Origin of the sequence: Microbacterium azadirachtae (assembly GCF_000956505.1) — a bacterium.
Lineage (GTDB): Bacteria > Actinomycetota > Actinomycetes > Actinomycetales > Microbacteriaceae > Microbacterium > Microbacterium azadirachtae_A.
Map to the genome: position 1 here is coordinate 337,738 of NZ_JYIX01000039.1, position 23,958 is coordinate 361,695.

The window sequence follows — 23,958 nt, forward strand, 5'->3', positions numbered from 1 at the left end:
TCAGGGCAGCGGGACGACCTCGGTGTCCGGCATCGGTGCGGCGTCGCGTCCGCGCAGGTCGGGGAAGTGCCGCACGAACACCACCGAGACGATCAGGGCCACGGCGGCGAAGCATGCGGCGGCGAGGTAGGCGCCGGTAGGGCTGTGCATGCTGTCGATGAGGAAGCCGGCGATCGCGGATCCGGCGGCCGCGCCGATCAGCTGTCCGGTGCCCGCCCACCCGAAGGCCTCAGCCGTCTCCGAGAACTTCACGCTCGCCGACGTGATCGCGAACAGCACCGCGAGCGCGGGGGCGATCCCGATGCCGGCGGCGAGCAGCGTGCCGCCGAGCCAGAACACGTTGAGCGACAGCATCGTGAGGGCGAGTCCGACGGCCACGATCGTCAGGCGCCGAGCCATCGCCCACGGCCCCATCGGCACGCGACCGGAGGCCAGGCCGCCCACCAGGCTTCCCACGGAGAACACGGCGAGCACGAGGCCCGCCTCCAAGCCGCCGTGGTCGAAGGTCTTCACCACGCCCACCTCGACGGCGGCGCAGGCGCCGATGAGCAGGAAGCCGGTGACCGTGGCGAGCATCACCGGAGGCTTCAGCACGACCGCTCCGAACCCGCGGCGGCTGCGGGGGATGCGCACCCGGCCGACCTCGGGGGAGAGGATGAACCACGCGCCGCCGCCCACGAGGACCGCGGCGACGAGCAGCAGGCCCTGCACGGTGCCGACCTGCGTCGAGACGATCGTGATGACGACCGGCGCCACGATCCAGATGATCTCCTGCAGGGACGCGTCCAGCGAGAACAGCGGCGTGAGCTGCGAGGAGTTGACGAGCTTGGGGTAGATGGTGCGCGCGGCCGACTGGATCGGAGGGGTGGAGAGTCCCGCGATCAGTCCGAGCACCACGTAGCCGGCGAGCGGCAGGAAGGAGAAGAAGGCCAGGCCGAGGAATGACAATACGCAGATCGAGAGGGTCAGCGTCAGCACGGGGCGCATGCCCCAGCGGCCCATCCAGCGGCTGGTGACGGGCCCGGACACGGCCTGCCCGATCGAGGACGCGGCCAGCACCAGACCCGCCGCGCCGTAGGAGCCCGTCGCGTGCTGCACATGCAGGAGGATCGCGAGACTCGCCATGCCGTTCGGGAACCGCGCCGTCAGCTGCGCGGCGATGATCCGTCCGACGCCCGGTACGCGCAGAAGCTCCTTGTATCCCGATCCGGCCACGGATCAACGCTACAGGTCGCGCGGCATCGGCAGCAGGGTCTCGCACGGTCCGGGCGCGGCGTCGCGAGGGCGCGTACGCGACACGCCGACGACACGCCGGAGGGCGATTTCCACAGGCTGAGGAATGTCCGTGGCCCCTCCTAGCGTCGGATCTGTGGAGGGATCCGGACGGGGTCTCGCGGAGCCGCGGGAAATCGCGGTTCGGGGGTGCTCCCGGGCCGCCGCCGACTGTGGACAAAGCCGTGGAGAACCTGTGGTGAATCGGTGGAATACGGTGGAAAACTACACAGTTGTAACTACTAGCCCTAGTGGTCGACCCGAATGTCCGCACCTATATGTAGTATTGAACTCCCGGCAGGGCCACCTGCCCGAAGCCGGGTTCTGAGGGGAAGAAGAGGCGCAATACATGTCCATCACGGTCTACACCAAGCCCTCCTGCGTGCAGTGCAACGCGACCTACCGCGCACTCGACGCGAAGGGCATCGAGTACGAGATCCACGACGTCTCCGAGGACGCTGCGGCGCTCGAGCACGTGAAGTCGCTCGGCTATCTGCAGGCTCCCGTCGTCGTCACCGACGAGGACCACTGGTCGGGCTTCCGTCCCGACAAGATCGACGAGCTCGCCGCTCGCCTGGCTTAACTCCCGAGGGGGCGATCTCATGAACGCCGCCACCGCGACCGCCGCGCCGCTGCTGGTCTACTTCTCGAGCATCTCGGGCAACACTGCCCGGTTCGTCGAGAAGCTGGGCCTTCCGGCACGGCGGATCCCGCTGCACAGCACGGAGGAGCCGCTCGTCGTCGATGAGCCGTTCGTGCTGGTCACGCCGACCTATGGCGGCGGGCAGGGTCGAGGCGTCGAGAAGGGCGCCGTACCCAAGCAGGTCATCCGGTTCCTCAACGACGAGCGCAACCGGCGTCACATCCGCGGAGTGATCTCCGCAGGCAATACCAACTTCGGCGACGCGTTCTGCGCCGCCGGTGACATCATCAGCCGCAAGTGCCACGTGCCCCACTTGTACCGGCTCGAAATCTACGGCACACAGGACGACGTCGATCGGGTGACCGACGGATTGGATCAATGGTGGAAGCAGCACTGAAGGACACGGCGCCGGTGAAGAGCGAGATCGCGTTCAAGGCCAACGCGGCGTACGAGGGGCTCGACTATCACGCCCTCAACGCGATGCTGAACCTGTACGACGCGGACGGCAAGATCCAGTTCGATGCGGACAAGCGCGCGGCGCGGGAGTACTTCCTGCAGCACGTGAACCAGAACACGGTGTTCTTCCACTCGCTCAAGGAGCGCTTGGACTACCTCGTGGAGAAGGAGTACTACGAGGGCGCCGTGCTGGACGCGTACTCGTTCGAGTTCATCCAGAAGCTCAACGACCTCGCCTACTCGATGAAGTTCCGCTTCGAGACGTTCCTCGGCGCGTTCAAGTACTACACGAGCTACACGCTGAAGACCTTCGACGGCAAGCGCTACCTGGAGCGCTTCGAGGACCGCGTCGTGATGACCGCCCTCGCCCTGGCCGACGGTGATGAGGACCTCGCCGTGAACCTGGTCGAGGAGATCATCTCGGGCCGCTTCCAGCCCGCCACCCCGACCTTCCTCAACGCCGGCAAGGCGCAGCGCGGCGAGCTCGTCAGCTGCTTCCTGCTGCGCATCGAGGACAACATGGAGTCGATCGCCCGCGGCATCAACTCCGCCCTGCAGCTGTCCAAGCGCGGCGGCGGCGTGGCGCTGCTGCTCTCGAACATCCGCGAGTCGGGTGCCCCGATCAAGCAGATCGAGAACCAGTCCTCCGGCATCATCCCCGTGATGAAGCTCCTCGAAGACTCCTTCTCGTACGCGAACCAGCTGGGCGCGCGTCAGGGCGCCGGTGCGGTGTACCTGAACGCGCACCACCCCGACATCATGCGGTTCCTCGACACCAAGCGCGAGAACGCCGACGAGAAGATCCGCATCAAGACGCTGTCGCTGGGCGTCGTCGTGCCGGACATCACGTTCGAGCTGGCGAAGAACGGCGAGGACATGTACCTGTTCTCCCCGTACGACGTCGAGCGCGTCTACGGCGTGCCGTTCGGCGACATCTCGGTCACCGAGAAGTACCGCGAGATGGTCGACGACCCGCGCATCAAGAAGACCAAGATCAACGCGCGCGAGTTCTTCCAGACCCTCGCCGAGATCCAGTTCGAGTCGGGCTACCCGTACATCATGTTCGAGGACACGGTGAACAAGGCCAACCCGATCAAGGGCCGGATCAACATGTCCAACCTGTGCAGCGAGATCCTGCAGGTGAACACGCCGACGACTTACAACGAGGACCTCTCGTACGGCCAGATCGGCAAGGACATCTCCTGCAACCTCGGCTCGATGAACATCGCGCTGTCGATGGACGCCGACGACCTCGGGCAGACCGTCGAGACGGCGATCCGCGCCCTCACCGCGGTGAGCAACCAGAGCCACATCGGCTCGGTGCGCTCGATCGAGGATGGCAACGACCGCTCGCACGCGATCGGCCTTGGACAGATGAACCTGCACGGCTACCTCGCTCGTGAGCGGGTGTTCTACGGCTCCGAAGAGGGCATCGACTTCACGAACATCTACTTCTACACGGTGCTGTTCCACGCGCTGCGTGCGTCGAACAAGCTGGCGATCGAGCGCGGTGTCGCCTTCGACGGCTTCGCCGACTCGACCTACGCGTCCGGCGCGTTCTTCGACAAGTACATCGACCAGGAGTGGGTGCCCGCGACGGAGAAGGTCGTCGAGCTGTTCGCCGGCCAGCGCATCCCGACGCAGGACGACTGGCGCGAGCTGAAGGCCTCCATCCAGGAGCACGGCATCTACAACCAGAACCTGCAGGCCGTGCCGCCGACCGGATCCATCTCGTACATCAACAACTCGACGAGCTCGATCCACCCGATCGCGTCGAAGATCGAGATCCGCAAGGAAGGCAAGCTCGGTCGCGTCTACTACCCGGCCGCGTTCATGACGAACGACAACCTGGAGTACTACCAGGACGCGTACGAGATCGGCTACGAGAAGGTCATCGACACGTACGCCGCCGCGACGCAGCACGTGGACCAGGGCCTGTCGCTCACGCTGTTCTTCAAGGACACCGCCACCACGCGCGACATCAACAAGGCTCAGATCTACGCCTGGCGCAAGGGCATCAAGACGATCTACTACATCCGTCTGCGTCAGATGGCCCTCGAGGGGACCGACATGACCGAGTGCGTCAGCTGCATGCTGTGAGAACCCGCGTTTCGTCTCGCTCAACGACCGAAGTAGGAATGAAATGACTCCCGAACCGCTCAAGCTGGTCGACCGCGTGCAGGCGATCAACTGGAACCGCATCCAGGACGACAAGGACCTCGAGGTCTGGAACCGTCTGGTGAACAACTTCTGGCTGCCCGAGAAGGTGCCGCTGTCGAACGACATCCAGTCGTGGAACACGCTCACCCCCGAGGAGCAGACGCTCACCATGCGCGTGTTCACCGGCCTGACGCTCCTGGACACGATCCAGGGCACCGTCGGCGCGGTGTCGCTCATCCCCGATGCGATCACTCCGCACGAGGAGGCCGTCTACACGAACATCGCGTTCATGGAGTCGGTGCACGCGAAGAGCTACTCCTCGATCTTCTCGACGCTGTGCTCGACGAAGGAGATCGACGAGGCGTTCCGCTGGTCCGTGGAGAACCCGAACCTTCAGAAGAAGGCTCAGATCGTCATGGACTACTACCGCGGGGACGAGCCGCTCAAGCGCAAGGTCGCCTCGACCCTGCTGGAGAGCTTCCTGTTCTACTCGGGCTTCTACCTGCCGATGCACTGGTCGTCGCGGGCGAAGCTCACCAACACGGCCGACCTCATCCGCCTCATCATCCGTGATGAGGCCGTGCACGGGTACTACATCGGCTACAAGTTCCAGCGCGGCCTCGAGACGCTCGACCAGGCCAAGAAGGACGAGCTGAAGGACTACACGTTCTCGCTGCTCTACGAGCTCTACGACAACGAGGTGCAGTACACGCAGGACCTGTACGACGGCGTCGGTCTCACCGAGGACGTCAAGCGCTTCCTGCACTACAACGCGAACAAGGCGCTCATGAACCTCGGCTACGAAGCGATGTTCCCCGCGACCGTGACGAACGTGAACCCGGCGATCCTGTCGGCGCTCTCGCCGAACGCCGACGAGAACCACGACTTCTTCTCGGGATCCGGATCCTCCTACGTCATCGGCAAGGCCGAGGCCACCGAGGACGAGGACTGGGAGTTCTGAGTCGCAGGTAGGTTCGTCTGGCATCGACCACAAGCGATGCTCTGACGTGAAGGGCCGCGGGATCATTCGATCCCGTGGCCCTTCTCGTCGTACCGACGCCTTCCCCATATCCCGCGTTTCTTCACGGCACAATAACTATCAACTATGATACGAACGTGAAGCAAAGAAGATATGTGGTCCGATTGCTCGCCGTGGCGATCACGATCGTCGCCGTCGTCGGGCTCCTGGTCGGTGTGTCGCTGATCGGTAACAGCTTCCGCTTCTCACAGACCGCCGTCACCATCCCGGGCCCTGACGGCGATCTTGCGGGCGTTCTGACGGTCCCGACCGGAGTCGAGTCACGAGGTGTGGTCGTCATGGTGCACGGTGATGGCGCGGTCGAGGCGTCGCAGGGCGGCCTCTACGATCCGTGGTTCGAGGGCGCGGCGGATGCCGGGTTCGCCACCCTGTCGTGGAGCAAGCCGGGTGTCGGCGAGTCGGAAGGCAACTGGCTGTCGCAGTCGATGGACGATCGGGCCGCCGAGGTCTCCGCGGCGATCGAGTGGGCGATCGGGGCAGTCGACGTTCCGACCGACGCGATCGTGCTCTGGGGTGCAAGCCAGGCCGGATGGGTCGTGCCGAAGGTCGTCCGCGCCCGCGACGACATCGATGCGGTCGTGGCGGTGGGGCCCGCCATCAACTGGCTCCGACAGGGACGCTTCAACCTCCTCTCCGAGCTCGAGCGAGAAGGTGTCAGTGCGGAAGAGCGAAGGGTCGCCGTCGAAGAGAGCGACAAGACGCGCGAACTGCTCGAGCGCGGCGCCGCATACAGCGTCTACCGCACGACGACGGCGGATCCGGAAGCGATGTCGGAGGATCGCTGGGACTTCGTCCTGCGAAACCATGGTGCAGATGCGACCGCAGACCTCGCCGCGTCCGCATCCCAGAAGCTTCCCGTGCTCCTCATGGTGGGAAACGCGGATCGGAACGTCGACGTCGCCGAGACGGAACGCGTCTACGGCTTGATCTTCGGGTCCTCCCTCATCGTCCGCCATGTCGACGGGGCGCATTCGCTCGCGCGGTCGATCGTCGAGGACAACGAGGTCATCGGCACGATCACCGCGGTCCTCTGGCCGCGGGCGCTACTCGGCGCAGGAGTCATCGACGACTACACGTCGTTCCTCTCCGCTGTCGCGCGCTGATCCCTTGTCGCGATCCTTCTCGTTTCGATGGCGATGAGCATCCGGGCGGACGGCCGATTCGCCGGGTGACTAGTCGGCGGGGTAGGCCGCGAAGAGGGATAGGCCGGGATTGCGCCTCCGGTGCTGTGCCCAGGAGTCGCGGAACTCCCCTCGCAGTCGAGTGGGCGGCCAATCGGGCGGACGCAGCTCGGGTGGAAGCAGCGGATCGCGTTCGAGAGCATCGGTGAACGCCTCGGCGAGAGCGAGGGCCGTCGCGGTCTCCTTCGCGGGATCGGCGGGATCGGCGTTCAGTCGCTCCGCGGCGTGCAGCGCCTCCGCGAGAGGGGCGTATGCATCGAGGAGGGGCTTCGCGGGCCAGAGGGTCTCGGCGGTGGCAAGGGGATCACCGAATCCCGCACCGCCGAGATGAACGACTTCCGCCGTGATGAGATATCGCGCGAGGGTCGTCGTCGCCGTCTCGTGGGCGAGGCTCGAGGCGAGGTCGTGCGGGCTGATGTAGACGCCGGGGGCGAGCGGCGCCGCACCGAGGCGGAGTAGTGCGTTGCGGAGGCCGTCCCGTTCCGACCGGTTTCGCTCGGGTATTGAGAAGGTGTACAGACGCCAGCGCCCGTCCCACGGTGCGTCACCGGCATCCTGCGCGTAGGCGAGTGCGATGTACCCGACGTTCGCGTCCTCCCGTGCACGCGTGGAGTCGGTGAGGACGAGGCGCCCCTTGCGCCCGCGCCCCTCCTGCCGGAGATACCCCGTCGCCTCGAGGCGACGGATGGCGAGACGGACAGGCTGATCCGCGAGTCCGGCCGCCAGGGCCACGTCATAGACGTAAGCGAGCTCGGCGACCCCGTTCTCGTCGAAGCATGCCTCGATGACGACCCGCGGTGAGACACGGATGTCGCTCATGTCAGGACCTCTTCCCCTCGAGCGATAGGACCATCTCGGTCGCGGTGCGGAATCCGTAGAGCCTGCGGAGCGGGCCGATCGATGCGGAACCTTCCGCGACGTAGCCGAGCCGCTGATAGAGATCCCGCGCCCGAGGGTTGGTATCGACGACGCTCAGCCGCACGGCGTCCATCCTCTCATCGCGTGCGAGCCGACGTACGTGCGCGAGCAGTGCGGTTCCGACGCCGAGACCACGGGCCTCGGGCGCGACCGAGATCCCGTCGAGCAGCAGGCTCCCAGGATGCGCGCGCCGCTCGAGGACGCCGAGCAGCAGCGCACGGACCGGTGCGGTGAAGGTTGAGTATCGCGCACGTAGTTCTGCAAAGGAGAACCCGACGGCGGCGCGACCCCGAAGGGCGAACCCGACGGCCCCGATGACGGTGCCGTCCGCATGTGCGCAGACGACGCGGTCGTCTGCCAGCTGCGACTCGAGGTAGGGGATGGCTCGCCGCTCGTCGCTCAGCGCCGGGCGCAGTTTCTGGTGGAACGCCTGCCAGTACAGCCGGGCGACGCGGGGTCGCTGTCCGCGGGGGATTCCTGCAGTGATGGCGACATCAGAGAGCTCCATCGGCAAAGTCTATCAAGTCATACACGAGCGTAGTTCAAACGGTAGATTCTCCTACGCGGCGGACGCCTCGAAAGCGTGACATGGGTGGGGCCGCGCGGAGCCGATGTCGGTTTCGTTGGCTAGCGTTGACGCCGTGAACACGTTCAAAGGGCAACGCTGGGCCGTTACGGGCGCCGCAGGAACTATCGGGCGGGCCCTTCGTGAGTCTCTGCCCGACACTGACCTCGTGTCGATCGATATCGCGGAGGTCGCACCTGTCTCAGCGTCGGATCGTCCCGTCCAGTGCGATGTTCGCGATCTCGCCGCACTGGAGGCCGCCTTCGCCGGCTGTGCGGGTGTCGTGCATCTGGGTGGCGTCCCCGATGAGGCGGACTTTCACGAGCTCGCAGAGATCAACATTGTGGGGACCTATCACGTACTCGAGGCCGCGCGACGCGCCGGGGTCGGGCGAGTGGTCTTCGCCAGCAGCAACCGTGTGACCGGTTTCTACAGCACCGACACGATCGTCGACGAGAGCATGCCCCCTCGACCGGACGGATTCTATGGGGCGTCGAAGGTCGCCAGCGAAGCACTGTGTCGTCTCTATTCGGATAAGTTCGGTCTCAGCACCATTGTCATGCGGATTGGGAGCTGCGAACCAGCGCCAACATCCGCGCGAGAGCTGCGCACCTGGCTCAGCCCGGGCGACGCCCTCCGTGCGTTCGAAGCGGCGATGACCGCTTCCCAACAGCACGCCACCTTCTACGCGGTCTCCCGGAACACGCAGCATTGGTGGAGTCTGACGTCGGGTGAGGTGGTCGGCTACGCACCGGTCGACGACGCGGCAGAGCATGGCGTCCACGGCGAGCTTCCCGCGGGGCAGTCGCAGGGCGGGGCTTACGCCAACGTCGAGTACTCATTGGACCGCATGCGCACTCCCTGACGATAGAGACCCGATCGCCACCTCAAAGTCCTCGGTGTGCTGGCTCTGAGAACCAGCACACTCAACTGCACTGAGAGCAGTCGTGCGCACGGGGCGTTTCTGGTTCTACTGGATGGGCAGAACCTTGTACGTGGTTCGAACGAACCCGTCGGCTTCGACGTGCGAACCGCGGACGATCAGGTCAGCGTGGTCGCCCTCGCCGAACAGGCGGATCCCGCCCCCGATGACGATCGGGGCGACCGACACGGTCAGCTCGTCGAGCAGCCCCGCGGCCATGAACTCCCGTACGGTTCGCCCGCCGTCGATGTACACCTGGTCGGCGCCGTCGCTGTCGAGCGTCGTCGCCGCCTCCTCGACGGAGCGCACGACCTTCACGCCCCGAGTGCCCACGGGAAGTGTGCTGCTCAGCACTACCACTCGCTTGCCGTCGTAAGGCCAGTGCCCGAAGGTCAGCACCTTCTCATAGGTCGCCCGACCCATGACCAGCGCGTCGACCTCAGGGAAGAAGGTCTCCCACACGAGCGCCGGGTGGTCGGCTGAGGTCACGGTGTGCAGCCCTCGGCCGCGCGGGGCCTCGAGGAATGACAGGTCGCCTCCCGGTGCGGCGATGAATCCGTCGAGACTCATACCGAGGAACGCGCGTCCTCGCCAGGTGCGTGAAGCAGTCATGTTTTCAGAACTCCCAGAAGTAGTCGATGGTGGCGTCGGGTGTCGAGAGGCGTGCGCGGCGAGTGGCGGATCGCTGCGCCGGGCCGAGGTCGGCGGCGCTCTGGGCGGCGCTCAGGCGCCCTCCCAGGGGTAGCCGTGCTTCTGGAAGGCCGCCGTGATGCGGTGCTTGCCCCCCTCGACGTCGTCGTCGAACAGGACCCGGCCCTCCGGCGATTCGATGCGGACTTTGCCGCCGTGGCGGAACACCCCTCCGACCTGGTCGCGAGAGATCAGCCGGGAGTCATCGCCCTCGGTGATCGTGATCTGAGTGTCGCTGATTCTCAGTCTCGCACTCTGATAGGTGATGACGAAGGCGATGACGATGCCGATGATTCCGAGGATCGCCGGGCGGCCGATGACCATGATCGGCGCATCGAAGGAACCCAGGAACTTGAGCTGGTCGATGAAGGGGATCGGCCAACTGGCGATGTTCTGCAGGAGCCACGGCAAGGCCAGGCCAAGGCTGACGCCCAGCGCTGCGCAGACGACCCAGATCACGATCTTCGTGTCGAGGGTCATCCGCAGCTCAGTCTCGTCGGTGGGGGTGGTCGCGCTCATGTTCTGATGATACTCAAAACGATCGTGTGGGGAACGAGAGATAGGTGCCCATCGACTCCGGCGATCCCGCGGTGAGCGCCGGCGTCTTCCCTGCGATGAGCGAGTGCACCGGCGACGTGCACGAGGACGGCCGCTGACGAGCCCGGTCCGCACTCGGCGTGAAAGGCCCGGAACTGCGTGCGCCGCAGCTCCGAGCCTTTTCCATGCTGCCGGGCTCAGCCGGCGTGGTCGTCCGCGGCGACGTCGAGGATCCAGGTCACGCCGAAGCCGTCGGTCAGCATGCCGAAACCACGGCTCCACGCCGAAGCGGCGAGCGGCTCGATGACCGACGCTCCCGCGGAGAGCTTGTCCCAGTACGTCTGCGCCTCCTCCAGCGCCGTGCTGCGCACGGAAACGAAGAACGGCTGGTCGGTGAGGGTCACGCCGTTCTCGCGTCGGGTCGACCCGCCGGGGGTAGGGCCGGCGGAGGCCCCGAGGATGTCGTAGGCCATCACCCGGAACCCGTCCTCGGATTCGAGCTGCCCGAAGACGACCCTGTCGGTGCCGGGGGCGTCCTTCGGCATTCCGACGTCGCCGTACGTGGCGATGCTGACCGCGCCGCCGAACACGGACTGGTAGAACTCCAGCGCCTGGCGCGCGTCGCCGCGGAAGTTGAGGTGAGTGGTGGTGGTGATGCTCATGAGTGCTCCTTGATCGGGCGGCGCCCGGGCTTCCCAGACGTGCACCAGCCTCACAGGCGTATAGGTCAGTTCTTGTCCTAGATGGAAAGTAGTCTTCCCACATGGCCGCCCCCACCTCACGCCTGCTCAGCCTGCTGTCGCTCTTGCAGACCAGGCGCGACTGGCCGGGCTCGACGCTGGCCGAACGTCTGGAGGTCAGTCATCGCACGATCCGCCGCGACATCGACCGGCTCCGGGAGATGGGATACCGGATCCAGGCGGCGATGGGCCCGGACGGCGGATACCGCCTGGATGCCGGCAGCGAACTCCCGCCGCTGCTCTTCGACGACGAGCAGGTCGTCGCACTCGCCGTGGCACTGCAATCGGCGACGGCCTCCGGAGTCGGCATCGAAGAGGCTTCGCTGCGCGCGTTGACCACGATCCGTCAGGTGATGCCTTCTCGGCTTCGGCACCGACTCGACGCTCTGACCTTCACCGCGGTCCCGGCGCGCCCCGGCGACGCGGCGCCGGACTCGGTCTCGCCGGATGTCCTGATCGCGCTGTCCGCGGCGGTGCGCGCTCGTGAGGTGCTCCGCTTCGGCTACGCGAGCCCCGACCCTCGGGGGGACGACGACCTGTTGCCTCCAAGACGGGTGGAGCCGCAGCACCTCGTGACCGCCCAAGGGCGCTGGTACCTCGTCGCCTGGGACTTCGACAGGGACGACTGGCGGCTCTTCTGCGCCGATCGCATCACGCCGCGTACTCCGACGGGACCGCGGTTCACGCCCAGGGAGGTGCCGGGCGGCGATGTCGCCGCGTACGTCTCGGCACGATTCAAGGGCTCGGACGCGGCCGACCGCTGGCCATGCTCCGGCAAAGTCGTCCTGTCACTGCCGGCCCGGGACGTGCTGCCGTTCGCCGGGGACGGGATCGTCGAGGATCTCGGCCCTACGCGCTGCTCTCTCGAGATCGGATCCTGGTCCTGGGTTGCGCTCGCCGCCTCCCTCAACCGATTCGACACCGACATCGACGTCATCCGCCCGCCCGAACTCGCGGAGGCCTTCGGCGTCCTGGCGACACGGAATGCGGCGACGGCCAAGGGAGAGGGATGACCCGAACGGGGAAAGCTCGGTATCGACGGTTCGCCAGCCGCGTTCCTCCGCGAGCACGCGGGGGTCGGCATGACGGCTGAGCACGCCGCGCGGGCCCACTTCCGCCGAGGCCCCCTCGCAGCACCGAGGCCCCCTCGCAGTTACGCAACTGCAAGGGGGCTTCGGTGCTCAGAGGGGGCCTCGACGTCCACGCCCACCGCTCCGATGAAACGCTCAGCGAGCAACCAATATTCTGGTTGTTCACTGTGGCGCAGCGCTGGGGAGTGCTGTGCCCGCTGGAGGTGCAGAGGGGTCATCGTTCTGGTTCGGGACCAGGACGATGAACTCTTCTCCATACCTCCGTCTCAGCCGTTGCGAAGGCGCCCACTGATAGCGTCGCCTGACGGCCGGCGAGGGGAGACACGTGACGGACGATCACACCCTCGGACTGACGCTGAGCGGCGGCGGCGCGTACGGCGCGGCGCAGGCCGGAGTGCTGCAGGTGCTCGACGAGCGCGGCATCCGCCCCGGGATCGTCGCCGGGACGAGCGCCGGCGCTCTCCTCGGCGCCGCCTACGCCGCGGGCTTCGGAGCCGACGCGATCGAGCATGCGGTGCGCGGGTTCCGCTGGGGGGCGATCGCCCGCTGGTCGCTGCGCCCGAGGTGGGGGCTGCTCGACACGCATGCGGTGACCGACGCGATCCGTCGGATCCTCGGCCACGACCCCCTCATCGAGGACCTTCCGCGGCGCTTCGGCGCCTACGCCACCGACCTGCGCACGCGTCGCGGCGTGATCCTGGACCGCGGACCGCTCAGCACGGCCCTCCGCGCCACGGTCGCCGTCCCCGGCGTGCTGCCGCCCGTCCGTCGCGACGGCGCCCTGCTCGCCGACGGCGGCATGGTCGACAACGTCCCGGACTCCGTGACCCGTGCGCTCGGCGCGGAGCGGACGATCGTCGTCCGGCTGCACGCCAAGTGGGAGAACGTGCGGATGATGCGCACCGTCACCGCCACGGCCGACCTCGTGGCCGACCCGACCGTGATCCTCATCCAGCCGGAGATGGATCGCATGGCGCAATGGGTGATGAAGGACGTACCGAGGCTCATCGCGGAGGGGCGTCGGGCGGCTGAGGAAGCCCTGGACGCCGCGGATCGCGACGGCCGTCTCCTGTCCATCGCCTAGGCATCGCCTCGTCCGCCTTTCGGGGGGTCTCTTGAGGGTGCTTTCGAGGTGGATGCACAGCGGCTCATGCCCCTCCGCGCATATGGGAGCGCGTAGCGTGGGTCCCAGCGATCGGCGTCCGCCCTTGGCTCCAGCTCCGGCCTCTGCCGGACCCAGGGAAAGCGCTCATCGATGTCATCCGTACACACCGAAACCCCCTCGCGCCTGGGCCCCGTCCGGCAAACCTACGCGCGCCAGGAGGACTTCCCGCACGTCGCCCGCGCGTTCGTCGAGGTTTCTCGAGTCGTGCGTGAGACAGGCTTGATGCAGCGCACCCCGAGGTTCTACATCCTCGTCGCCTCGGCGGTCGCGCTCGCGTTCGGTGGAGCGATCACAGGATTCGTCCTGCTGGGGGACAGCTGGTTCCAGCTGCTCATCGCCGCGGCCTTCGGGATCCTCTTCACGCAGGTCGCATTCCTCGCGCATGAGGCCGCGCACCGGCAGATCCTCTCCTCCGGGCCGGCGAACGACCGTCTCGCGCGCATCCTGGCGGCAGGTGTCGTCGGGATCAGCTACTCGTGGTGGGACTCGAAGCACAGCCGCCACCACGCGAACCCCAACCGCGTCGGGAAGGATCCCGACATCGAAGTCGACACCATCTCTTTCCTGGAGGAGGATGCGGCGCAGTCGCGGGGCCTGATCCGGATGATCACCCGCCGGCAGGGCTGGTTCTTCTTCCCGCTGCTGACCCTCGAGGGAATGAACCTGCACTACCTCGGCATCAAGCATCTCGTCGGCCGTGCGCCGGTGAAGGGCCGTTGGACGGAGATCGGCTTGATCGTTGCGCGCTTCACGATCGTCCTGACGCCGATCTTCCTGGTGCTCCCGCTCGGCAAGGCCGCCGCGTTCCTGGGTGTCATGCTCGCGGTCTTCGGCGTCTACATGGGCGCGTCGTTCGCTCCGAATCACAAGGGTATGGCTGTGATCGCACCTGACGCGCGTCTCGACTTCTTCTCCAAGCAGGTCTACACGTCGCGCAACATCCGCGGCGGATGGTGGGCCACCTGGCTCATGGGCGGTCTGAACTACCAGGTCGAGCACCACCTCTTCCCGAACATGTCCCGGATGCACCTTTCCCGCGCCAGCGAGATCGTGCGCGAGTTCTGCGCCACGCACGACATCGCCTACACGGAGACGTCCCTGTGGCAGTCCTACGCGATCGTCATCGACTATCTCAACCGGGTGGGCCTCGCCGCGCGGGATCCGTTCGACTGCCCCATGGTCGGGCAGTACCGGCGCGCCTGATCCCGGCGCCTCGGGCCCGATCGCGGCGGCAGCGGCGGTGTGATCCGGCGTCTTCGCGGAATGACGCTCAGGCGAGTTCCGCGAAGAGCGCCATCGCCTCAGGGCCCATCTCGACCTGGGTCAGGATCACCCGGAACGAGCCGTCGAGGTCGATGTACAGATCGGTTCCCAGCCCGCCGGACCATCCGTAGCGGCCCTGGTGCGGCCCCGCCGTCTGCACGGCGACGCCGTATCCCCAGCCCATGCTGTCCCAGAACCCGGGGAAGAAGCTGTCAGGCGTCTTGAGGTGCGCCGGCACGCGGTCCGTCCGCATCTGCTCGAGCAGCGCGGGCTGCACGATGACCCGGTCGCCCACCCGGCCGCCGGAGGCCAGCATCCGTGCGAAGGCCGCATAGTCCGATGCCGTCGAGACCAGCTCGGCGTGGTTCAGGTCGAACGGCGCCGGGGCCACGTAGAAGCCGTCGCCGGCGGGTTCCATCTCGACAAGGGCTCCGGCGCCGTCGTGGCGGTACGCGGCCGGGAGGCGATGCGCGTTCTGCCGCGGGACGGTGTGCCCCGTGTCGGTCATGCCGAGGGGGTCGAAGATCTCGTCGGCGAGGAGGTCGGGCAGGGGACGGTCGGCGATGCGACCGAGGAGGATTCCGAGGATCCCGAAGGAGTGGTGGTATCGCCATCCCGCGCCGGGCTGGAACATCAGCGGGAGATCGGCGAGGGCGTCGAGCCAGTCCTGGGCGCCGAGCTCGACAGGATCCTGGCCCGCCTGAGTGCGGTTGCGCACCATCGCATCCTGCAGTGGCCCGGGGGCTGTCGTCATGCCGTAGCCGGAGGTGTTCGTCAGCAGGTGACGGACCGTGATCGGCGCCTCCGCCGGCACGACATCGTCGAGCGCCGATTGCGGGGTGCGCAGGACGCGGCGATCGGCGAGCTCCGGCATCCACTGCTGCACCGGCGCGTCCAAGTCGAGCCGGCCGTCCTGCACCAGGCGCAGCGTCGCGACGGCGAGCACGGGCTTCGTCATCGACTGGATGCGCACGATCGCGTCGGGCTGAAGGTCGCCGGAGGAGAAGATCTCGAGCCGTCCCGCGGCGTCGCCGTCCGCGACCACGATCCCGGGAGCGGTGCCGTTCGCGACGTGCCTGTCGAGGATCTCCTGCAACTCCGTCGTCATCGTCCGGCTCCTTCGCGTCCGCGGGCGTCGTGGTACGGGGTGGCCCCGGCCCACTCTAAGCGGAGGTCCGGCGCGATCGCGCTCCACGCCGCCCGATCGGTCTCGGAGACCGGTTGTCAAGCCCCATGGATCTCCGCGGAATCCGGCCTAACGTCATCCCGTACGGCATCCAGCTACCGAACGGAGGCACTCCTCATGGGCATCGGAACCGGCATCGTCCTCTTCGTCATCGGCGCGATCCTCGAGTTCGCGCTCAACGTCCAGGTCTCCTGGATCGACTTGCACCTGGTCGGCTACATCCTCATGATCGCCGGGGCGGTCGTCTTCCTGCTGAGCCTGATCCTGCTGCTCGTGCGGCGCGGTCGCCGCACCGGGCCGACGAGCGACGAGGATCTGCTCTGATAGCCCGCTGAGTCAGCGGCGCTGCTCGCGGTAGTAGGCGAGCAGCGCGCGGGTGGAGGGATCCTGCGCGGCGATCGCATCCTGATCGCCTTCGATCGCGGGCGCGATCTGCAGGGCGAGCTGCTTGCCGAGTTCGACGCCCCACTGGTCGAACGAGTTGATCCCCCAGATCGCTCCCTGCGTGAAGGTGATGTGCTCGTACAGGGCGATCAGCTGACCGAGCACGGCCGGCGTCAGCGCAGGGGCGAAGATCGAGGTCGTCGGGCGGTTGCCGGCGAAGGTCCTCGCCGCCACGAGCGCGCCGGTCGTGCCCTCGGCCTCGACCTCCTCCGCGGTCTTGCCGAAGGCGAGCGCCTTGGTCTGCGCGAGGAAGTTCGCGAGGAACAGGCCGTGCACGTCGCGACCGTCGTCGGCGAGCGGGTAGGCGGGGTTCGCGACGGCGATGAAGTCGGCCGGGATCAGACGAGTGCCCTGGTGGATCAGCTGATAGAACGCGTGCTGGCCGTTCGTGCCGGGCTCGCCCCAGAACACCTCGCCGGTGTCAGTCGTCACGGGCGACCCGTCCCAGCGCACCGACTTGCCGTTCGACTCCATCGTGAGCTGCTGCAGGTAGGCGGGGAAGCGGCTCAGCTGCTGGGCGTAGGGGAGCACTGCGTGCGACTGCGCCCCGAGGAAGTTCGTGTACCAGACGTTGAGCAGGCCCATCAGCACTGGGACGTTGCGCTCCAGGGGCGTGGTTCGCACATGCTCGTCGACGGCGTGGAATCCGGCGAGCAGTTCGCGGAATGCGCCCGGACCGAACACGATCGCCAAGGACAGCCCGATCGCGCTGTCGACCGAGTACCGGCCGCCGACCCAGTCCCAGAACCCGAACGCGTTGGCCGGGTCGATGCCGAACGCAGCCACCTTGTCGAGCGCAGTGGAGACCGCGACGAAGTGATGCGCGACCGCGTTGCTGCGCGCCTCGTCCGTTACGACGTCGACGCCGGCGGCGGCGAGGTGCTCCCACAGCCAGTCGCGGGCGAGGCGCGCGTTGGTCAGCGTTTCGAGCGTGGTGAACGTCTTCGATGCGACGACGAACAGCGTGGTCTCCGGATCCAGATCCGCCGTCTTCTGCGCGATGTCGGTCGGATCGATGTTGGAGACGAAGCGGGCCTGGATCCCCGCATCGGCGTAGGGCTTCAGCGCCTCGTAGACCATGACCGGGCCGAGGTCGGATCCGCCGATCCCGATGTTCACCACGTGGGTGACCTTCTTGCCGGTCGCGCCCCGCCAGTCGCCGGAGCGCACGCGGTCGGCGAAGGCGCTCAGCGCGTCCAGCACCGCGTGCACGTCGTGGTCCACGTCCTGGCCGTCGACGACCAGCGCGGGGGAGGAGCCCGCAGGGCGGCGGAGGGCCGTGTGCAGCACGGCGCGGTCCTCCGTGGTGTTGATGTGCTCGCCGGCCAGCATCGCGGCGAATCGCTCGGCGACGCCGGTCTGCTCTGCGAGGTGCACGAGAGCGCTGCGGATCTCCGCCGTCACGAGGTTCTTGGACAGATCGACGCGGAGGTCGGCGAGATCGAAAGTCAGACTCTCCACGCGCTCGGCGTCGGTGGCGAACCAGCCGCGCAGATCGGGCGAGAACGACTCCCGCAGGGCGGTGAGATCGGTCCAGGCGGGCGTCGTGGTGGCGTCGATCGGGGAGGTCATGGGTCAACGCTAGCGCGGGATGGTCGCCGTGCGCCGAAGACGTCCTGCCGACCGGATGAAGCGCCGGGGCGAGGTGCGCGAGGCAGCCCGCCCCGGCCCCGGATCAGGCCTGTTCGCTGCGGTCCGGCAGCTCCTGCAGGGTCCAGCGATTGCCGTCGGGATCGGCGAACGTGACGAAGCGACCCCAGGCCTGGTCGTCGACGTCCGTGGCCTCTGCGCCGACGCCGCGCAAGTGCGCGAGGGCCTCGTCCGCGTTGGGAACCACGACCTGGATCGTGTTCTGCTGACCGGGCTCGAGGTCGATGCCGAGATTGGTGCCGAACGCGATCGAGCATGCGGATCCGGGAGGGGTCATCTGCACGAAGCGCAGTCCCTCGAACGGCGTCTGGTCGTGGTCGGCGTGGAAGCCGATCCGCTCGTAGAACTCCTTCGATCGGTCGACGTCCGTGACCGGCACGAAGATGAGCTCGATCTTCCAGTCCATGCTGCACGCTCCTTCAGTGGGAAACCCTGGCGGTGGATCCGCCGTCCCTCCCGAAACTACGCCGCACCTCGGACATTCGAGCGTCCCTCACTGCCGGGCGCTCGACGCCCCCTCTGAGCGTCCACGCCCCCGCTGGCGGACGGATCTGCGGGGAGGCGCGGACGCTGCGAGGGGGCGCCGGCGCAAAGCAACAAAGCAGCAAAGCAAGCGCAACGAACGACCCGGCACGGGGAGAGAATGGGCCATGACCGAAACCAACCTGGTCGGCGACACGATGCTCTCCCGCGCGGAGGGGCTCGCGGCGGGGAGGGCGGCACGCGACCGCGTGCCCCGCACCGCGCTCGCGACGATCACTGCGACGGGTCGCGACCCGCTCGGCATCCTGGACCGGCAGAACAGCACGCGCGTGCCGGATCTCGTCCCGTTGCGCACGGAGCGCATGGCCGTCGACCTGTTCGCGTTCTACCGCGGAACGGCCGCGATCATGGCCGCCGACTTCGCGCGGGAGCCGCACACGGGCATACTCGTGCCGTCCTGCGGCGATGCGCACATCGGCAACTTCGGCTTCTTCGCCTCGCCGCAGCGCACGCTGATGTTCGACCTGAACGACTTCGATGAAGCAGCCTGGGCGCCCTGGGAGTGGGATCTCAAGCGTCTCGTCGCGAGCGTGGTCATCGGCGCCAGAGGAGGCCGCGGGCAGGCGCTCGCGGATGACGCGGCGCGGCAGTGCGTCCTCGCCTACGCGCGGGCGCTGCGTGCGGCCGCGTCGGCGGATCCGCTGCAGCGGTACTTCGCGCACTTCGACGCGACCGCGGCGCGGGACGGGCTCGACGTCGATTCGCAGCGCACCCTGCAGAAGGCGATCGCCGCCGCCGAGAAACGGACCGGAGCGCGCGCGGCGCGCAGGCTCACCGTCCGCGGGGACGACGGGCACCTGCGGTTCGTCGAGCAGCCGCCCGTCATGACGCATGCCGACCCCGACATCCGCGAGGTCAGTGACACCGCCTTCGAACGGTATGCGGCCTCCGCGAACATCGACATCCAGCTGTTGCTGCGCCAGTACCGGGTGCGCGACGTGGCGCGCCGTGTGGTCGGCGTGGGCAGCGTCGGCACGCGGTGCTTCCTCGCCGTGCTGGGCACCGCCGATGCCGAGCCCCTGCTGCTGCAGGTCAAGCAGGCGGGGCGCAGCGTGCTCGCGGAGTACGGCGGGATCGCACAGCCGGCCGACCTCCAGGAGCGGATCCGCGAGGGCGGGGAGGGCGCGAGGGTCGTGGGCGTGCAGCGGGTCCTGCAGGCGTTCTCGGATCCCTTCCTCGGGCACATCAAGGGATCGCGCGAGGACTACTACGTGCGTCAGTTCCACGACATGAAGGGCTCGATCGACACCGACGAGATCGAGGACGAGGGGTATCGCGAGTACGCGGTCGCCTGCGCGATCACGCTGGCCCGCGCCCATGCGCAGGCGCCCGCGGCCGCTCAGATCGCCGGGTACGCGGGCAAGGGTGCGCAGCTCGCCGATATCCTGGTGAGCTGGGCCAACGCCTACGCCGACCTGGCCGAGCAGGACTACCGGTCGTTCGCGGCGCGAGCGGCGGGGCAGGGGGCGGCGAACGCCGTTCCGCACACAGCGCAGCAGACTGCGCAGGAGGAGAGCAGGGCATGAAGCAGATCCGATTCGGATCCGGATCCGCTCCGGCGGTCGTCGCGGGCATGATGCGCATCGACGGCCGTACGGACGCGCAGATCCGCGAGCTGTACGACACCGCCCGCTCGAACGGGATCGACTTCTTCGACCACGCCGACATCTACGGCGGGGCGATGCACGTCTGCGAGGACCGTTTCGGTGCGGCCCTCGGGCTGTCCGCCGCGGAGCGCGACGAGATCACGTTGCAGACCAAGTGCGGCATCGTGCCCTCGGAGGGGATGTTCGACTTCTCCTACGAGCACATCATGCGACAGGTCGAAGGGTCGCTCGCGGCGCTGCGCACCGACCGCATCGACGTGCTGCTGCTGCACCGTCCCGACGCCCTCGTGGAGCCGGAGGAGGTCGCGCGCGCGTTCGACGAGCTGCACGCCTCGGGCAAGGTGCGCTCCTTCGGCGTCTCCAACCACACCCCGCGTCAGATCGATCTGCTGAAGACCGCCGTGACGCAGCCTCTCGTGGCGAATCAGCTGCAGCTGTCGATCACGCACGCCCCGATCATCGCGCAGCCGCTCGCGGCGAACATGGCGGGTCTCGATCAGAGCATCGTCCGCGACGGCGGCGGGATCGTGGAGTACTGCCGCATCGAGGGCATCACGATCCAGGCATGGTCGCCGTACCAGGCGGGCTTCTTCACGGGCGTCTTCCTGGACAACCCGGCCTATCCCGAGCTCAACGCGGCGATCGACAGGATCGCGGCCGTGCACGGCGTCACTCCGATCGGTATCGCCACCGCCTGGATCACGCGGCACCCCGCGGGCATGCAGGTGGTGCTCGGCACAACGACGCCGTCCCGCGTGCAGGAGGCGGCGGAGGGAGCCGACGTCGAGCTCAGCCGGGCGGAGTGGTACGAGCTGTTCCGCGCCGCCGGACACACCCTGCCGTAGGGGTGGCCGGGGCGCATCCGTGATCTCCTAGGCTGTCGGCATGGGCCTGGTGTTCACGATCCTCATGCTGGTGCTGATGATCGGCGCGCTCATCGACATCATCACCCGGCGCGACGACCAGGTGAAGCACCTGCCCAAGATGTTCTGGATCATCCTCGTGATCATCGTCCCGCTCGCCGGTTCCCTGATCTGGTTCCTGGTCGGACGCGAGTACGACCAGGACGGGATCCGGCTGCCGCGGCCTCGCGAGCGCCGCTCCGGACCGCCGGCGCCCACGGCGCCGCCCCAGCCCGGCGACACGCGCAGCACCGAGCAGCAGATCGCCGACCTGGATCGCGAGATCGAGGAGTGGCGGCTGCGCGCCGAGATCGAGAAGCGCAAGAAGCAGCAGGGCGAGGCGGGGGCCGAATGAGCGCCGCGCCGCGCAGTCCCCGCGCCGTGATCGGCGGCGGCAGCGGCTACCTCGGCACGGCCCTGCGCGACGCGCTGCGGCGGGACGGCTACGACGTGCGCACGATCGGGCGCGGCGGGGACGCGGATGCGCGCTGGGACGACGAGGCCGGGATCCTGCGCCTCGTCGACGGCGCCGAGCTCGTGATCGGCCTGGCCGGACGGCGCATCGACTGCCGCTACACCGACCGCAACCGCGACGAGATCCTGCGCTCGCGCCTGCGCACCACCGCGGCCCTGCACCACGCGATCTCGACGGCGGCGAGCCCGCCCGCCGTCTGGATGAACGGCAGCTCCGCGACCGCCTACCGCTACTCGCTCGACACGCCGCGCACGGAGGCGGATCCGCTCGAGGAGAGAGGATTCTCGCCCGATGTGACGCGGGAGTGGGAGGCGGCGCTGTTCGCCGGCGAACTGCCGGGCACCCGACGGATCGCCCTGCGCACGTCGCTCGTTCTCGGACGCGGCGCTCCGGTCATGACGATGCTGCTGCGCCTGGCGCGGCTGGGACTCGGCGGGCCGCAGTACGACGGATGGTGGTTCCCGCACCGGCGGTACCGGGGGATCGGCCCGCACCCGACCGAACCTCCGCAGCCTGACGGCGAGCACTCGCGGGGCCGGCAGCGGCTGAGCTGGATGCACGAACAGGACTTCGTGCAGGCGGTCCGGTTCCTCCGCGACCACGACGACATCACGGGAGCCGTGAACATGGCCTCGCCGAATGCGGTGACGAACATCGAGCTCATGCGGATCCTGCGCCGGGCCGTGCGCGCGCCGTTCGGACTGCCCGCGCCCCGCTTCGTGCTGGAGCCGGGGATGGCCGTGCTGCGCACCGAGTCCGAGCTCGTGCTGAAGAGCCGGTGGGTGCTGCCGCAGGTGCTCGAGGACGCCGGATACGTGTTCCGCTTCCCTGAGCTGGCCGGCGCGGTGCGCCAGATCCGGGGGCGCTGAGCTCAGACGGTTCCGTTGCGGTGGTCAGGCGCGTCCGAAGGATGTGCGGACCGCTTCCTCGAGATCGGGATGCGCGAAGGCGTATCCGGCATCGAGTAGTCTCTCCGGCGCGACCCAGCGGCTCTTCAGGATCAGCTCCGTCTCGGTGCGGATCCCGAGGGCGCCGAGTTCGAGCATCCAGCGGGGCTGCGGCAGTCCGAACGGCACCCCGAGGGCGCGCCGGATCGTCGCCATGAGCGTGCGGTTGTCGCTCGCGCCCGGGGCGGCGGCGTTCACGGGCCCCTCCAGCTCCGGGTGCTGTTCGAGGAAGGCGATGATCCCCGCCACGTCGTCGAGGTGCACCCAGCTGAACCGTTGCCGCCCGCCGCGGGCGCGGAAGTGATGCCCGGTCCCGGCTTCGCGCCGGGCGCGGCCGACCAGCCAGTGCCCGTCGTGCTGGGTGCCGCCGAGGCCGAACCGCGCGAGCGTCCGCAGCGTGCCCAGCACGCCGCCGTCGCCCAGCACGATCGCGGTGCGCAGCGCCACGCGGCGCGTACCGGGCAGGTCGCCCGTGAACAGCTCGCGCTCCCAGGCCTTCGCGACCTCGACCGAGAAGCCGGTGCCGAGTTCTCCCGTCGACTCGGTCTGCGCGCGATCCTCCGCATGCCGGTAGATCGTCGCCGTCGACGAGTTCACCCACAGTGCGGGCCGGGTCGTGGCGCGCTCGACAGCGGTGCGCAGCGCGGCCGTCGTGCTCTCCCGCGAGCGGAAGATCTCGGCGCGGTTCGCCGGCGTGTAACGGCAGTTCACGCTCTTGCCGGCGAGCCCGACGACGAGGCTCGCGCCGTCGACGGCCGCGTCGATCCCGGCCTGATCCTCCCAGGCCAGATCGGCACCGTGACGGGAGATCGTGACGACCTCGCGTCCCGCGCCGCGCCAGCGCCGCGCGAGGTCACGGCCGATGAACCCGGTGGATCCGCCCAGCACCACCCTGCCGCGGGTGCCGTCGTTCGCGTGCTCGCTCATGCGTCCTCCTCGATGTCGTAGCGGAACGTCCCGGCGTACTCGTGGATGCGGCCGAGCAGCGGCACGTCCACGGTCAGCGCGACCCGCTGCAGGCCGTTGTCTTCGTCGGCGCTCTCGACCAGGCGGATCCGGGGAGCGATGCACCGCGGGAACCGGATCCGCAGTCTCCCCAGCCGCACGCCCACACGGGTGCTGCGCAGCTCGAGGGTGCCTTCGGAGGTCGTCACGTCGAAGACGGCTGCGAGCACGCCGGGGCGCCCGAGGCGGTCCACGATCCGGCCGTGCTGAAGGGTGCGCACGCGATCGCGCATGGTCCAGTCCGCGTCGGGGAGGTGCAGCGTGCGCTCTGCCGATCGGCCCTCGCCGTCGCGGTTGCGCACCGTGAACGGGACGTCCTCGGCCCAGCCTCCGTAGACCGCGCCGTGGCGCTGCAGGACGCGCAGCACGGGGCCGAGCAGCGCCCGCACCACGGGGTTCCGGCAGCCGACCCGCTCGAAGGTGCCGCGTCCGACGCCGACCCCGCCCCGAGGGATCGCCGCGAAATACCTCCCCAGGTGAGGGTGCAGCTCGTCCACGCGCGGGCCGAGTGCCGCGGCGTAGGGGGAGCGCAGATCCGTGGTCATGTCGTCCACATT

The 23,958-nt window shown here is 68.2% G+C and carries 24 protein-coding genes and 1 pseudogene; 14 read left to right on the top strand and 11 right to left on the bottom strand.

Annotated elements, in window-relative coordinates; translation table 11 throughout:
- Positions 1–1,215 carry an MFS transporter gene (locus RS86_RS17825; RefSeq protein WP_268747857.1) on the bottom strand — a complete coding sequence of 405 codons (1,215 nt, stop codon included), beginning with the start codon at positions 1,213–1,215 and terminating at the stop codon, positions 1–3.
- Positions 1,216–1,621: 406 nt separating this feature from the next.
- Between RS86_RS17825 and nrdH the strand changes: the two genes are divergently transcribed.
- The 5 genes from nrdH (at position 1,622) to RS86_RS17850 (ending at position 6,673) form a co-directional block, all read left to right on the top strand.
- A complete protein-coding gene (gene nrdH / locus RS86_RS17830; protein ID WP_045273567.1) occupies positions 1,622–1,855 on the top strand; it encodes a glutaredoxin-like protein NrdH in 234 nt (77 codons plus the stop codon).
- A 19-nt stretch (positions 1,856–1,874) separates the two neighbouring features.
- Entirely contained in the window at positions 1,875–2,312 is a 438-nt protein-coding gene (nrdI, locus tag RS86_RS17835; protein WP_045273568.1) for a class Ib ribonucleoside-diphosphate reductase assembly flavoprotein NrdI, read from the top strand.
- Positions 2,294–4,471 carry a class 1b ribonucleoside-diphosphate reductase subunit alpha gene (gene nrdE / locus RS86_RS17840; RefSeq protein WP_045273569.1) on the top strand — a complete coding sequence of 726 codons (2,178 nt, stop codon included), beginning with the start codon at positions 2,294–2,296 and terminating at the stop codon, positions 4,469–4,471. Before nrdI ends, nrdE begins: the two co-directional genes overlap by 19 nt.
- Positions 4,472–4,514: 43 nt before the next feature.
- The gene (gene nrdF, locus RS86_RS17845) at positions 4,515–5,492 is read left to right on the top strand and encodes a class 1b ribonucleoside-diphosphate reductase subunit beta (RefSeq protein WP_045273570.1); all 978 of its coding nucleotides are present in this window, start codon (positions 4,515–4,517) and stop codon (positions 5,490–5,492) included.
- A gap of 155 nt (positions 5,493–5,647) precedes the next feature.
- Positions 5,648–6,673 (top strand): alpha/beta hydrolase family protein, encoded by a 1,026-nt coding sequence (locus tag RS86_RS17850; protein ID WP_200892834.1) that lies wholly within the window; start codon positions 5,648–5,650, stop codon positions 6,671–6,673.
- Between the two features lie 69 nt (positions 6,674–6,742).
- Here RS86_RS17850 and RS86_RS17855 read toward each other — a convergent pair whose 3' ends face one another.
- Both RS86_RS17855 and RS86_RS17860 read right to left on the bottom strand, forming a co-directional pair.
- The gene (locus RS86_RS17855; RefSeq protein ID WP_045273572.1) at positions 6,743–7,570 is read right to left on the bottom strand and encodes a PaaX family transcriptional regulator C-terminal domain-containing protein; all 828 of its coding nucleotides are present in this window, start codon (positions 7,568–7,570) and stop codon (positions 6,743–6,745) included.
- A 1-nt stretch (position 7,571) separates the two neighbouring features.
- A complete protein-coding gene (locus RS86_RS17860) occupies positions 7,572–8,177 on the bottom strand; it encodes a GNAT family N-acetyltransferase (RefSeq protein WP_045273573.1) in 606 nt (201 codons plus the stop codon).
- Between the two features lie 133 nt (positions 8,178–8,310).
- Between RS86_RS17860 and RS86_RS17865 the strand changes: the two genes are divergently transcribed.
- The gene (locus tag RS86_RS17865; protein WP_200892835.1) at positions 8,311–9,099 is read left to right on the top strand and encodes an NAD-dependent epimerase/dehydratase family protein; all 789 of its coding nucleotides are present in this window, start codon (positions 8,311–8,313) and stop codon (positions 9,097–9,099) included.
- A gap of 105 nt (positions 9,100–9,204) precedes the next feature.
- On the opposite strand, the gene RS86_RS17870 is transcribed toward RS86_RS17865, so the two are convergent.
- From RS86_RS17870 to RS86_RS17880, 3 genes are all read right to left on the bottom strand, one after another.
- Positions 9,205–9,768 (bottom strand): dihydrofolate reductase family protein, encoded by a 564-nt coding sequence (locus RS86_RS17870; protein WP_045273575.1) that lies wholly within the window; start codon positions 9,766–9,768, stop codon positions 9,205–9,207.
- 111 nt (positions 9,769–9,879) lie between these two features.
- Positions 9,880–10,365, bottom strand: a complete 486-nt coding sequence (locus tag RS86_RS17875; protein ID WP_045273576.1) for a hypothetical protein — start codon at positions 10,363–10,365, stop codon at positions 9,880–9,882.
- A 215-nt stretch (positions 10,366–10,580) separates the two neighbouring features.
- Positions 10,581–11,045, bottom strand: coding sequence for a VOC family protein (locus tag RS86_RS17880; RefSeq protein ID WP_045273577.1), 465 nt, complete (start codon positions 11,043–11,045; stop codon positions 10,581–10,583).
- 101 nt (positions 11,046–11,146) lie between these two features.
- Between RS86_RS17880 and RS86_RS17885 the strand changes: the two genes are divergently transcribed.
- From RS86_RS17885 to RS86_RS17895, 3 genes are all read left to right on the top strand, one after another.
- Entirely contained in the window at positions 11,147–12,136 is a 990-nt protein-coding gene (locus RS86_RS17885) for a helix-turn-helix transcriptional regulator (RefSeq protein WP_045273578.1), read from the top strand.
- Between the two features lie 403 nt (positions 12,137–12,539).
- Positions 12,540–13,298, top strand: coding sequence for a patatin-like phospholipase family protein (locus RS86_RS17890; protein ID WP_052680363.1), 759 nt, complete (start codon positions 12,540–12,542; stop codon positions 13,296–13,298).
- A 171-nt stretch (positions 13,299–13,469) separates the two neighbouring features.
- On the top strand, positions 13,470–14,582 hold the full coding sequence (locus RS86_RS17895) for a fatty acid desaturase family protein (RefSeq protein WP_045273579.1): 1,113 nt from the start codon (positions 13,470–13,472) through the stop codon (positions 14,580–14,582).
- Between the two features lie 67 nt (positions 14,583–14,649).
- Here RS86_RS17895 and RS86_RS17900 read toward each other — a convergent pair whose 3' ends face one another.
- A complete protein-coding gene (locus RS86_RS17900; protein ID WP_045273580.1) occupies positions 14,650–15,750 on the bottom strand; it encodes a serine hydrolase domain-containing protein in 1,101 nt (366 codons plus the stop codon).
- 195 nt (positions 15,751–15,945) lie between these two features.
- Here RS86_RS17900 and RS86_RS17905 point away from each other — a divergent pair.
- A pseudogene (locus tag RS86_RS17905) lies at positions 15,946–16,110 on the top strand (DUF6458 family protein); the annotation flags it as partial.
- 54 nt (positions 16,111–16,164) lie between these two features.
- Here RS86_RS17905 and pgi read toward each other — a convergent pair.
- The gene (pgi, locus tag RS86_RS17910) at positions 16,165–17,844 is read right to left on the bottom strand and encodes a glucose-6-phosphate isomerase (protein WP_045273582.1); all 1,680 of its coding nucleotides are present in this window, start codon (positions 17,842–17,844) and stop codon (positions 16,165–16,167) included.
- Positions 17,845–17,947: 103 nt separating this feature from the next.
- Positions 17,948–18,328: a VOC family protein gene (locus tag RS86_RS17915; protein ID WP_045273583.1), complete on the bottom strand. Its 381-nt coding sequence runs from the start codon at positions 18,326–18,328 to the stop codon at positions 17,948–17,950.
- A 244-nt stretch (positions 18,329–18,572) separates the two neighbouring features.
- On the opposite strand from RS86_RS17915, the gene RS86_RS17920 reads away from it, so the two are divergent.
- The 4 genes from RS86_RS17920 to RS86_RS17935 are packed head-to-tail and all read left to right on the top strand — an operon-like array spanning position 18,573 to position 22,318.
- Entirely contained in the window at positions 18,573–19,991 is a 1,419-nt protein-coding gene (locus tag RS86_RS17920) for a DUF2252 domain-containing protein (protein ID WP_045273584.1), read from the top strand.
- Positions 19,988–20,917 carry an aldo/keto reductase gene (locus RS86_RS17925; protein ID WP_045273585.1) on the top strand — a complete coding sequence of 310 codons (930 nt, stop codon included), beginning with the start codon at positions 19,988–19,990 and terminating at the stop codon, positions 20,915–20,917. Before RS86_RS17920 ends, RS86_RS17925 begins: the two co-directional genes overlap by 4 nt.
- A 40-nt stretch (positions 20,918–20,957) precedes the next feature.
- Positions 20,958–21,329 (top strand): PLD nuclease N-terminal domain-containing protein, encoded by a 372-nt coding sequence (locus tag RS86_RS17930; protein ID WP_045273586.1) that lies wholly within the window; start codon positions 20,958–20,960, stop codon positions 21,327–21,329.
- On the top strand, positions 21,326–22,318 hold the full coding sequence (locus RS86_RS17935; protein ID WP_045273587.1) for an epimerase: 993 nt from the start codon (positions 21,326–21,328) through the stop codon (positions 22,316–22,318). Before RS86_RS17930 ends, RS86_RS17935 begins: the two co-directional genes overlap by 4 nt.
- Positions 22,319–22,342: 24 nt before the next feature.
- On the opposite strand, the gene RS86_RS17940 is transcribed toward RS86_RS17935, so the two are convergent.
- On the bottom strand, positions 22,343–23,323 hold the full coding sequence (locus RS86_RS17940; RefSeq protein ID WP_045273588.1) for an epimerase: 981 nt from the start codon (positions 23,321–23,323) through the stop codon (positions 22,343–22,345).
- Positions 23,320–23,946 (bottom strand): DUF4166 domain-containing protein, encoded by a 627-nt coding sequence (locus RS86_RS17945; RefSeq protein ID WP_052680371.1) that lies wholly within the window; start codon positions 23,944–23,946, stop codon positions 23,320–23,322. The genes RS86_RS17940 and RS86_RS17945 overlap by 4 nt, the downstream gene beginning before the upstream one ends.
- Positions 23,947–23,958: the final 12 nt, after the last annotated feature.